Genomic DNA, 11,778 nt, shown 5'->3' on the forward strand with positions numbered 1-11,778 from the left:
TCAGCGCCCGCGCCAGTTCGTCTTCATCGCGATCCACAGCTTGCGCAGCGGCGTCAACGCGATGCGCTGATGCAGGACCTGGAAGTTCTCCGCCTCGATCTCGCGCAGCAGCGTGCGGTAGATGTTGGCCATCATGAGCCCCGGCTTCTGCGCCTTGCGGTCGGTGTCGGACAGCAGCGCGACCGCCTCGTCGTACAGCGCGTGCGCGCGCTCCGCCTGGAACTTCATCAACGCGGTGAAACGGTCGCTGTAGCCCCACGGCGCGTCGCGCTTGAGGATCTCGTGCGCCTTCACGTCGAACTGCTGCAGCTCGCTGACCGGCAGGTAGATGCGGCCGCGTCGCGCGTCGTCGCCGACGTCACGGATGATGTTGGTGAGCTGCATCGCTTGGCCCAGCTTGTGCGCGTAGGCGATGGTCTGCGGATCCGAGCGGCCGAAGATGCCCGAAGCCACCTCGCCCACCACGCCGGCCACGAGGTGGCAATAGCGCTGCAGCCCGGGGTAGTCGAGGTAGCGCGTCTGCTCCAGGTCCATCTGGCAGCCGTCGATGACGGCCAGCAGGTGCTCGACGCGGATGTCGTAGTCCTTGACGTGCGGCATCAGCGCCTTCATCGCGGGATGCGAGGGCTGGCCGTTGAACGCGCTCATCGCTTCCTTGCGCCACCAGGCCAGCTTGGTCGCGGCGACGCCCGGATCGGAGACCTCGTCGACGACATCGTCCACCTCTCTGCAAAACGCATAGAAGGCGGTGATCGCCGCGCGACGCGGCGGCGGCAGGAAGAGGAAGGCGTAATAGAAGCTCGAGCCACTCGCGGCGGCTTTCTGCTGGACGTACTGCTCGGGCGTGGAGGCGCCGGCGGCGGTCGTCTTGTCGGAGGCCTTGTCGGCAGTCTTGTCAGTGTTGGTGCTCATCGCGCCGTCCCTTCGCGGCGTGGGTTCGTACGGTCCGCCGGCATCGTCAAGGCGCGCCACAGCAGGAGCGGCGCGTCGGAGGCGCCGATCTTCGGCCGTCTCAGCAGGGCATCGAAACGGTTCGATGCCAGCTTGTCGAGGATGCGGAGGCCGCCTTGTACCACCAAGCGCAGCTCCCAACCGGCCCGGCCCGGAATCCGGCGGGCCAGCGGCGCGCCTTCGCCCATCAAGTCGCGGGCCCAGCCGCAGAGTTCCGCGATCAGCGCGCGGGCGTCCGGACTGTCGCGCAGCGACAGCAGGTCCTGTCCCTCGACGCCGTGACGCCGGCGGTCCTCCAGCGGCGCGTAGATCCGGCCGCGCGGCCCGTCGACGGTGAAGTCCTGCCAGAAGTTGATCAATTGCAGCGCCGAGCAGATGGCGTCCGAGCGCCGCAGCGACTCGGCGTCGGCGATGCCATAGAGATGCAGCAGCAAACGGCCGACGGGATTGGCCGAGCGGCGGCAGTAATCGAGCAGCTCGACGCGGGTCGCGTAGTCGGTCTTCACCAGGTCCTGCTCGAAGGCATCGAGGAGATCTTCCAGCAGCGGGACCGGCAGCCGGTACTCGACGAGGATGCGACCCAGCGGCGCAAACACGCGCGCCGCCCAGCGCGGCGAGGGCGTCTGGCCCGCGGCGACGGCGCGCAAATCGGCCCGGTAGTCGGCCAACTCGCGCAGCCGCTGCGCGGGCGTTGCGTCGCCTTCGTCGGCCAGGTCGTCGGCAGTCCGCGCGAACCGGTAGATCGCCATGATCGCGGGACGCAGCGCCGGCGGGGACAGCCAGGAAGCGACAGGAAAGTTTTCGTAGTGCTCTATGCTCACGGCCGGCATTCTCCGCTGAGCGAGCGATGCCGTTTGCGTCAACCTGGCGTCCTGAACCCCCTGCGGTGTCGTGACAGGCGTCAATCTCCGCAAACCACGAGCAGTACCCCGGTGAACCGTACGCCGTCGGTTTGACACGTTCGGACACGCTGAATACATTACTGACCGGTCAGTCAGTTACTCCGATGCCCAAGATCGGGCGTCGTGGCTTTGTCGAGGTGTTCATGCCCCAACGGTCTCTAGTGTCCCTGCCCGCCGGCGCGTCCGGCGCCGTGTCCGAACCTGCCTTCGCCGGTTCCAGGGGGCGCGTGTCGAAGTGGTTCGCGGCGACTGCCGCCGTGGTCGCGGCGGTCGTGCTGGCCGCCTGCGGCAAGCAGGCGCCGCCGCCCGAGCCGGAGCGTTATGTGCGCACCCTGGTGCTGACGCCGCAATCGGCCGGCCTGCAACGCGAGTTCGCCGCCGAAGTGCGGGCCCGCCTGGAGTCGCGGCTGTCCTTCCGCGTCCCCGGCAAGATCCTGGAGCGCAAGGTGGACCTCGGATCGGTGGTCAAGCCGGGCCAGGTGCTGGCTCGGATCGACAGTTCGGATCTGGTGCTCGCACAGGAGGCCGCCAAGTCCACCGTGCTGGCGGCGCGTGTCAATCGCGACCAGCTCGGCGCCGATTACAGGCGCTACATCGATCTGCATCGCCAGGGCTTCATCAGTGCGGCGGAACTCGATCGCCGCGACGCCGCGTTCAAGGCCGCGCAGGCGCAGTTCGAATCGGCGCGCGCCCAGTCCGACGTGCAGCGCAACCAGGCGCAGTACTCGAGCCTGATCGCCGACGCGGCCGGTGTCGTGACCGGCATCGACGCGGAACCCGGCATGGTCGTGGCCGCCGGCACGCCGGTCGTGCGCGTGGCCAACGACGGGCCGCGGGACATCGTGTTCTCGGTGTCCGAAGACCAGGTCGCGCTGGTGCGCGCCGCCGCGGCGCGCCCGGACGGTTTGAAGGTCCGCCTCTGGACCGACACCAAGGCCGACGCGCAGCCCATCAAGCTGCGCGAACTGGCCGCCGCCGCCGATCCGGTGACGCGGACCTTCCTGGTCAAGGCCGAGCTGAACAACCAGAACGTGCACCTCGGACAGACCGCGACGGTCGTGTTGACGGGGACGCCGTCGGACAACGCGATCAAGTTGCCGCTGAGCGCGGTGATGGAATCGCAGGGGAAGAGCGCCGTGCTGCTGCTCGATCCCAAGACGATGGCGGTGAGCCCGAAGGCGGTGACCGTCGTCGGCGCCGAAGGCAACGAACTGGTCGTGCAGGGCCTGTCACCCGGCATGGAAGTCGTGACCGCCGGCGGCCACGTGCTCACGCCCGGGCAGAAGGTCAGGCGCTTCGTCCCGCCGGGCACGCCGGTCGAGGGCGCCGCGCCCGCGCCGGCTCCCACCGCTTCGCGCTGAGCCTCGGGAGCCCTGAATGAGCAACCCGAGCCGCGCCGGTTTCAACCTCTCGCGCTGGGCGCTGGAGCATGCCCCGCTGACGCGCTACCTGATGGTGGTGCTGATGGTGCTGGGCTTCGCCGCCTACTTCCAGCTGGGCCAGGACGAAGACCCGCCGTTCACCTTCCGCGCGATGGTCGTGCAGGCCTACTGGCCCGGCGCGACCCCGCAGCAGATGGCCGAGCAGGTCACCGACAAGATCGAACGCACCCTGCAGGAGGTGCCGCACGCCGACAAGATCCGCAGCTACACCAAGCCGGGGGAGTCGCTCACCATCTTCCAGGTGAAGGACAACACCTCGCCGGGCGAGGTGCCGCAACTCTGGTACACGGTCCGCAAGAAGATCGGCGACCTTCGCGCCACGCTGCCGCAGGGCGTGCTGGGTCCGTTCTTCAACGACGAATTCGGCGATGTCTACGGCTCGATCTTCGCGCTGTCGTCCGACGGCGGCTTCTCGATCGAGGAACTGCGCCAGCAGGCCGAGGCCATCCGCTCAGAGCTGTTGCGCGTGCAGGACGTGGCCAAGGTCGACCTGTTCGGCGTCCAGGCCGAGAAGCTGTTCATCGAGATCTCGCAGAAGCGCCTGGCCGAACTGGGCCTGGACTTCAACCAGGTCGTGTCGCAGCTCAACGCCCAGAACGCGGTCGAGAGCGCCGGCACGATGGACGCCGGCAGCGCCAACGTCCAGATCCGTATCGAGGGCCAGCTCAACTCCGTCCAGGCGCTGAGCGACTTCCCGATCCGCGGCACCAACACGCAGACCGGCGCGGCCAGCAGCATCCGCCTGGGCGACATCGCCAAGGTGCGTCGCGGCTACGTCGATCCGGCCACGACGATGGTGCGTTTCAACGGCAAGCAGGTCGTCGCGCTGGGCGTGTCGATGGGCAAGGGTGGCGACATCATCGCGCTGGGCAAGGCGCTGCAGGCCAGCGTCAAGCGGCTGCAGCAGCAACTGCCGGCGGGCATCTCGCTGCAGCAGATCCAGGACCAGCCCACGGCCGTGAAGAGCTCGGTGGGCGAGTTCGTGCATGTGCTGATCGAGGCCGTCGTCGTCGTGCTGGGCGTGAGCTTCATCGCGCTGGGCCTGCACACCAAGCCGCTGCGCATCGACGTGTGGCCGGGCCTGGTGGTGGGCATCACGATCCCGCTGGTGCTGGCGATCACCTTCGTCGTGATGCTCTACGCCGGCGTGGGGCTGCACAAGATCTCGCTGGGGTCGCTGATCATCGCGCTCGGCCTGCTCGTCGACGACGCCATCATTGCCGTCGAGATGATGGTGCGCAAGCTCGAGGAGGGCTACGACAAGATGCACGCGGCGACGTACGCCTACGACGCCACCGCCAAGCCGATGCTGACCGGCACCCTGATCACCGCGGTCGGCTTCCTGCCGATCGGCCTGGCGAAGTCCACCGTCGGCGAGTACACCTACGCCATCTTCGCGGTGACCGCGGCGGCGCTGGTGATCTCGTGGCTCGTGTCCGTGTACTTCGTGCCCTACCTGGGCGCGCTGCTGCTGAAGACGCGCGCCGGCAACGAGGGCGAGGCGCACGAGGTCTTCGACACGCCGTTCTACAACCGTTTCCGCCGCTGGGTGGCGTGGTGCGTGTTCCACCGCTGGAAGACGATCGGCATCACGATCCTGGTGTTCGTGCTCGGCCTGGCCGGCATGGGCAAGGTGCAGCAGCAGTTCTTCCCGGACTCGAGCCGGCCGGAGATCCTCGTCGACCTGTGGCTGCCCGAGGGCGCCACGATCGAGGAGAGCAACGTCGTCGCCAAGCGCTTCGAGGCCCGAATGGCCAAGGAGCCGCTGGTGGGCAGCATCGCGACCTGGGTGGGCTCGGGCGTGCCGCGCTTCTACCTGCCGCTGGACCAGATCCTGCCCAACACCAATGTGAGCCAGGCCATCATCCAGCCCAAGACGCCGGCCGATCGCGAGACCTTGCGCCACAAGCTGCCGCAGATCCTGGCCCAGGAGTTCTCCGAGGTGCGCGGCCGGGTGAAGCTGCTGCCCAACGGGCCGCCGGTGCCGTACCCGGTGCAGTTCCGCATCGCCGGCGACGATCCCGCGCAACTGCGGATCTACGCCGACCGCGCCAAGGAGCAGATGCGCGCCAACCCCAACATGGTCGGCGTCAACGACGACTGGAACGAGGCCATCAAGGTCTTGCGCCTGCAGGTCGACCAGGACAAGGCGCGCGCGCTGGGCGTGACCAGCCAGAGCATCGCGCAGGCCGCGCGCATCCTCGTGACCGGCACGACGGTGGCGCAGTACCGCGAGGCCGACCGGTTGATCGATATCGTCCTGCGCCAGCCGGTGCAGGAGCGCGACACGCTGTCCGAACTCGCCAACGCCTATGTGACGACGTCCTCCGGCCGCTCGGTGCCACTGACGCAGATCGCCAAGCCCCAGTTCACCTGGGAGCCCGGCGTGATGCACCGCGAGAGCCGCCAGTTCGCGATCACCGTGCAGGGCGACGTCATCGAGGGCCTGCAGGGCGCGACCGTGACGAACCAGCTCTGGCCCGCGCTCGACGCGATGCGCAAGGACATGCCGCCCGGCTACTCGATCTCGATCGCCGGCGCGGTGGAGGAGAGCAGCAAGGGCACCGGCTCGATCGCGGCCGGCGTGCCCATCATGCTGTTCATCACCTTCACGCTGCTGATGCTGCAGCTGCACAGCTTCTCGCGCGCCATGCTGGCCTTCCTGACCGGCTTCCTCGGCATCGCCGGCGTGTCCGCGGCGCTACTGCTGCTGAACCGGCCGTTCGGCTTCGTCGCGCTGCTGGGCGTCATCGCGCTGATGGGCATGATCCAGCGGAACTCTGTCATCCTGATCGACCAGATCGAGCAGGACCGCAGCCGCGGCGTGCCGCCGGCGCAGGCCATCGTCGAGTCCGCCGTGCGTCGCCTGCGCCCGATCGCGTTGACCGCCGCGGCCGCCGTGCTGGCGATGGTGCCGCTGTCGCGCAGCGTGTTCTGGGGGCCGATGGCGGTGGCCATCATGGGCGGCCTGATCGTGGCCACGGTGCTGACACTGCTGGCGTTGCCGGCGATGTATGCAGCCTGGTTCCGCGTCGAACGGGACAAGGACGCGGGCATCGCGCCGTCCACGCACTGATCGCCCGCTGACGACGCACAAGCCCCGCAGGGGTTTCCCCCGCCCGGGACGGGCGGGGGGGCGTCGGAAAGCGTCGATTCCTTGATTACAATCGCCGGTTTTCCGGATCGCGGAGGGCAGGGGCCTGGGCTCTCCCTTCGCGTCATGAATTACCAGGGGGCCGTCGTGCAGACTGCGCGCAGACAGCGCGCAGCGAACGCAACGACCTCAGTTCACCCGGCGCGGGTGGCGAAATTGGTAGACGCACCAGGTTTAGGTCCTGACGCCTTCACGGGCGTGCCGGTTCGAGTCCGGCCCCGCGCACCACACTCTCAACTGATTCCGAGTCCACTATGGCTGTCACCGTCGAAACTCTCGAAAAGCTCGAACGCCGCATCACGCTCACGCTGGCGGCCACTGTCATCAACTCCGAAGTCGAGTCCCGCCTGAAGAAGCTGGCCCGCACGGTCAAGGCCGACGGCTTCCGTCCCGGCAAGGTGCCGATGTCCTTCGTGGCCCAGCGCTACGGCGCGCAGGTCCAGTACGAAGTCGTCAACGACAAGCTGGGCGAGGCCTTCAGCGTCGCCGCCAACGAAGCCAAGCTGCGCGTCGCCGGTATGCCCAGCATCGCCCAGAAGGACGAAGCGGCTGAAGGCGAACTGGCCTTCGACGCGACCTTCGAGATCTATCCCGAAGTGAAGATCGCCGACCTGGCCGACGCCGAGATCGAGCGCGTCTCCGCCGACGTGACCGATGAAGCCATCGACAAGACCGTCGAGATCCTGCGCAAGCAGCGCCGTTCGTTCGCCCAGCGCGGCGCGGCGGACGTGGCCGCCGACGGCGATCGCGTCAGCATCGACTTCGAAGGCAAGATCGACGGCGAACCCTTCGCCGGCGGCAAGGCCGACGGCTTCCAGTTCCTGCTGGGCGAAGGCCAGATGCTCGAAGCCTTCGAGAAGGCCGTGCGCGGCATGAAGGCCGGCGAGTCGAAGACCTTCCCGCTGGCCTTCCCCGAGGACTACCACGGCAAGGATGTCGCCGGCAAGGAAGCCGACTTCCTGGTCACGGTCAAGAAGATCGAGGCCCAGCACCTGCCCGACGTGAACGAATCGTTCGCCAAGGCCCTGGGCATCAAGGAAGGCACGGTCGAGGCCCTGCGCGCCGACATCAAGAAGAACCTCGAGCGCGAAGTGAAGTTCCGCGTGCTGGCCAAGAACAAGGGCGCCGCGATGGACGCGCTGGTCGGCAAGGCCGAACTGGACGTGCCCAAGTCGCTGATCGCCGGCGAAGCCGAGCGCATGGTCGCCAACGCCCGCGAAGACCTGAAGTAGCGCGGCATCAAGGACGCCGACAAGGCCCCGATCCCCGCCGAGCTGTTCAACGACCAGGCCGAGAAGCGCGTGCGCCTGGGCCTGGTGGTCGCCGAACTGGTCCGTTCGCAGAACCTGCAAGCCAAGCCCGAGCAACTGCAGGCCCACATCGAAGAGATCTCGCAGAGCTACGAGAAGCCGGCGGAAGTCGTGCGCTGGTACCTGTCGGACCGTGAGCGCATGGCCGAAGTGGAAGCCGTCGTGATCGAGAACAACGTCACCGACTTCATCCTGGGCAAGGCCAAGATCACCGACAAGCAGCTGCCGTTCGACGAGCTGATGGCCACGGCCTGATCGTCGGACACGCGGTCCTGGCGCAGGGTTTTTCGGCGTTGCTCTTGATTCGCCGCAAACCCATCGCCAAGTAAGGCGCCAGGCCGCGAGGCCGGCGCCTTTTTCTTTCCCCGGCGCTACCGTCGCGAAGGCTCCCCCGAAGGGGCCACCCTCGGACGGTCAGGGGATGGAGCGCACGACATAATGGTTTGTCGTGATCTCGAACCACATCAGAGGATTTCATGAGCGCGCTTGAAACCAGCAACCTGGGCATGGTGCCCATCGTCATCGAACAGTCGGGCCGCGGCGAGCGCGCCTACGACATCTACAGCCGCCTGCTGCGCGAGCGCATCGTCTTCCTGGTCGGCCCGGTGAACGATGCCGTCGCCAACTTGGTCGTCGCGCAGCTGCTGTTCCTGGAGAGCGAGAACCCCGAGAAGGAGATCTCGCTGTACATCAATTCGCCGGGCGGCAGTGTCTCGGCCGGCATGTCGATCTACGACACCATGCAGTTCATCAAGCCGTCGGTGTCGACGCTGTGCATGGGCATGGCCGCGTCCATGGGCGCCTTCCTGCTGGCCGCAGGCGAGAAGGGCAAGCGCTTCGCGCTGCCGAACTCCAAGATCATGATCCACCAGCCGCTGGGCGGCGCCCAGGGTCAGGCCACGGACATCGAGATCCACGCCCGCGAGATCCTCAAGACCCGCGAGCAGCTCAACCGCATCCTGGCCGAGCGCACCGGGCAGAGCCTGGAGAAGATCCAGGCCGACACCGAGCGCGACTACTTCATGTCCGCGGCCGAGTCGGCGACCTACGGCCTGATCGACAAGGTCATCGAGAAGCGCTGATCCCGGTTCGGGAATCCGGTGTTTGCTGCGGCGCCCCTGTGGGGCGCCGCTTGTCTTCTCCCGGCCCCGCCGATCCTGAGCCGGAGAAATCTCAAGCTTGAGAGTCATCCGGCCGGCGCGGATCGAACTGCCGGCACCGCACGCCAACTGACCGCCCGTTGACCGCACCAACTGACCACTCTTAGGGGCTTTTATCCCCCCAAGGGTGGTGCCGGCAATTGAACTATCATCAATGCAGGCACTTGCCTGTATTACCCGCAGCCCTTCAGCAGCCCCAGCAGCACTCCCATGGCCGAGAAAAAAGGCAACTCCAGCGAAAAAGTCTTGTATTGCTCCTTCTGCGGCAAGAGCCAGCATGAGGTCAAGAAGCTGATCGCGGGCCCGTCGGTGTTCATCTGCGACGAGTGCATCGAGCTGTGCAACGACATCATCCGCGACGAGGTCCCCGCCGAGGCGGCGACCGGCGGACGTGCCAGCAAATCGGACCTGCCCGTCCCCAGCGAGATCAAGACGACGCTCGACCAGTACGTGATCGGCCAGGACGTGGCCAAGCGCACGCTGTCCGTCGCGGTCTACAACCACTACAAGCGGCTGCGCCACGCGGCCGACACCAAGGACGGCGTCGAGCTGTCCAAGAGCAACATCCTGCTGATCGGCCCGACCGGGTCGGGCAAGACGCTGCTCGCGCAGACGCTGGCGCGCGTCCTGAACGTCCCGTTCGTGATCGCCGATGCGACGACGCTGACCGAAGCCGGCTATGTCGGCGAGGACGTCGAGAACATCATCCAGAAGCTGCTCCAGAACTGCAATTACGACGTCGAGCGCGCGCAGCGCGGCATCGTCTACATCGACGAGATCGACAAGATCAGCCGCAAGGCGGACAACCCCTCGATCACGCGCGACGTGTCGGGCGAGGGCGTCCAGCAGGCGCTGCTGAAGCTGGTCGAAGGCACGATGGCGTCGGTCCCCCCGCAGGGCGGCCGCAAGCATCCGAACCAGGACTTCCTGCAGATCGACACGACCAACATCCTGTTCATCTGCGGCGGCGCTTTCGACGGCCTGGAGAAGCTGATCCAGAACCGCTCCGAGCGCTCGGGCATCGGCTTCAGCGCCGACGTCAAGAGCAAGAGCGACAAGAAGGTCGGCGAGCTGTTCCGCGAAGTCGAACCCGGCGACCTGATCAAGTTCGGCCTGATCCCGGAACTGGTCGGCCGTCTGCCGGTGATCGCCACGCTGGGCGAGCTGACCGAGGACGCGCTGGTGCAGATCCTGACCGAGCCGCGCAACGCGCTGGTCAAGCAGTACCAGCAGCTGTTCTCGATGGACGGCGTCGAACTGGAAGTGCGTCCGTCGGCGCTGAGCGCCGTCGCGCGCAAGGCGCTGGCTCGCAAGACCGGGGCCCGCGGCCTGCGCTCGATCGTCGAGCACGCGCTGATCGACACCATGTTCGAGTTGCCGTCGCTGGAGAGCGTCGCCAAGGTCGTGCTGGACGAACACAACATCGACGAGGACACCAAGCCGTTGCTGGTCTATCGCGAAACCAAGGCCAGCGCCTGAGGTCGCGAAGACACCCCGGGCGATTCGCTTGCCATCACTTCACGTGGAAAGCAATCGCTCAAAGGCTATTGAACGGCACCTTGTAATTGGTAGCTCGGGCCCTAGATGGGCTTGAGAAAGAGAGGTTTTCATGTCCGGTCATCCGATCCTCCCCGCGGAACCCATCACGCTGCCGCTGCTCCCGCTGCGCGACGTGGTCGTGTTCCCGCACATGGTGATCCCGCTCTTCGTGGGTCGTCCCAAGTCCATCAAGGCCTTGGAAGCGGCGATGGAAGCAGGGCGCCAGATCATGCTGGTCGCGCAGAAGGCGGCCGGCAAGGACGAACCCAAACCCGACGACATGTTCGAGATGGGTTGCGTCTCCAGCATCCTGCAGATGCTGAAGCTGCCCGACGGCACGGTGAAGGTGCTGGTCGAGGGCCTGCAACGCGCGACGACGAGCAAGATCGAGGACGGTGAAGAGCACTTCACCGCCGAGGTCGTGCCCATTCCGCCGGAAGCCGACGACCAGCCCGAGGTCGAAGCCCTGCGCCGCGCCGTGACGCAGCAGTTCGACCAGTACGTCAAGCTGAACAAGAAGATCCCGCCGGAGATCCTGACGTCCATCGCCGGCATCGACGACGCCGGCCGGCTGGCCGACACGATCGCCGCGCACCTGCCGCTCAAGCTCGACGCGAAGCAGTCGGTGCTGGACCTGTCCGAAGTGGGCAAGCGGCTGGAGAAGCTGCTGGACCTGCTGGAGCACGAGGTCGACATCCTGCAGGTGGAAAAGCGCATCCGTGGTCGCGTCAAGCGCCAGATGGAGAAGTCCCAGCGCGAGTACTACCTGAACGAGCAGGTCAAGGCCATCCAGAAGGAGCTGGGCGACGGCGAGGAAGGCGCCGACATGGAGGAGCTGGAGAAGAAGATCCAGGCTGCTCGCATGCCGAAGGAAGCGCGCAAGAAGGCCGAGTCCGAACTCAAGAAGCTCAAGCTGATGTCGCCGATGTCCGCGGAAGCGACCGTCGTGCGCAACTACATCGACACGCTGGTCAACCTGCCGTGGGCGAAGAAGACCAAGATCAAGCACGACCTGGCCAACGCCGAGGCGGTGCTGAACGAGGACCACTACGGCCTCGACAAGGTCAAGGAACGCATCCTCGAGTACCTCGCGGTGCAGCAGCGCGTGGACAAGGTCAAGGCGCCCATCCTGTGCCTGGTCGGACCTCCGGGCGTGGGCAAGCCCTCGCTGGGGCAGTGGGTGGCGCGCGCCACGGGCCGCAAGTTCGTCCGCATGGCGCTGGGCGGCGTGCGGGACGAGGCTGAGATCCGTGGCCACCGCCGCACCTACATCGGCTCCATGCCGGGCAAGGTGATCCAGAGCCTGAGCAAGGTCGGCAC

General features: G+C 66.8%; 7 protein-coding genes, 1 tRNA gene and 1 pseudogene. 7 read left to right on the plus strand and 2 right to left on the minus strand.

The annotated features are described in order from the left end of the window. Nucleotides 1–912 (minus strand): presqualene diphosphate synthase HpnD, encoded by a 912-nt coding sequence (gene hpnD / locus VF536_RS08260; protein WP_331614346.1) that lies wholly within the window; start codon nt 910–912, stop codon nt 1–3. Further along, on the minus strand, nt 909–1,781 hold the full coding sequence (gene hpnC, locus VF536_RS08265; RefSeq protein WP_331614351.1) for a squalene synthase HpnC: 873 nt from the start codon (nt 1,779–1,781) through the stop codon (nt 909–911). Before hpnC ends, hpnD begins: the two co-directional genes overlap by 4 nt. A gap of 215 nt (nt 1,782–1,996) precedes the next feature. Here hpnC and VF536_RS08270 point away from each other — a divergent pair, with 215 nt between their 5' ends. The 7 genes and pseudogenes from VF536_RS08270 to VF536_RS08300 form a co-directional block, all read left to right on the plus strand. Then, the gene (locus VF536_RS08270; protein WP_331614347.1) at nt 1,997–3,214 is read left to right on the plus strand and encodes an efflux RND transporter periplasmic adaptor subunit; all 1,218 of its coding nucleotides are present in this window, start codon (nt 1,997–1,999) and stop codon (nt 3,212–3,214) included. A gap of 16 nt (nt 3,215–3,230) precedes the next feature. Next, nucleotides 3,231–6,371 (plus strand): efflux RND transporter permease subunit, encoded by a 3,141-nt coding sequence (locus tag VF536_RS08275; protein WP_331614348.1) that lies wholly within the window; start codon nt 3,231–3,233, stop codon nt 6,369–6,371. A gap of 219 nt (nt 6,372–6,590) precedes the next feature. After that, a tRNA-Leu gene (locus VF536_RS08280) sits at nt 6,591–6,677 on the plus strand. 26 nt (nt 6,678–6,703) lie between these two features. Further along, nucleotides 6,704–8,014 (plus strand): annotated as a pseudogene (gene tig, locus VF536_RS08285) (trigger factor). Nucleotides 8,015–8,235: 221 nt separating this feature from the next. Next, nucleotides 8,236–8,841 carry an ATP-dependent Clp endopeptidase proteolytic subunit ClpP gene (gene clpP / locus VF536_RS08290; protein ID WP_067275631.1) on the plus strand — a complete coding sequence of 202 codons (606 nt, stop codon included), beginning with the start codon at nt 8,236–8,238 and terminating at the stop codon, nt 8,839–8,841. A 288-nt stretch (nt 8,842–9,129) separates the two neighbouring features. Further along, nucleotides 9,130–10,398, plus strand: a complete 1,269-nt coding sequence (gene clpX, locus VF536_RS08295) for an ATP-dependent Clp protease ATP-binding subunit ClpX (protein ID WP_067275628.1) — start codon at nt 9,130–9,132, stop codon at nt 10,396–10,398. A gap of 130 nt (nt 10,399–10,528) precedes the next feature. After that, on the plus strand, nt 10,529–11,778 hold a 1,250-nt coding region (locus VF536_RS08300), incomplete at its 3' end, for an LON peptidase substrate-binding domain-containing protein (RefSeq protein ID WP_331614349.1).

Origin of the sequence: Roseateles sp. (assembly GCF_036486225.1) — a bacterium.
In the GTDB taxonomy this organism is placed as follows: domain Bacteria; phylum Pseudomonadota; class Gammaproteobacteria; order Burkholderiales; family Burkholderiaceae_C; genus Roseateles.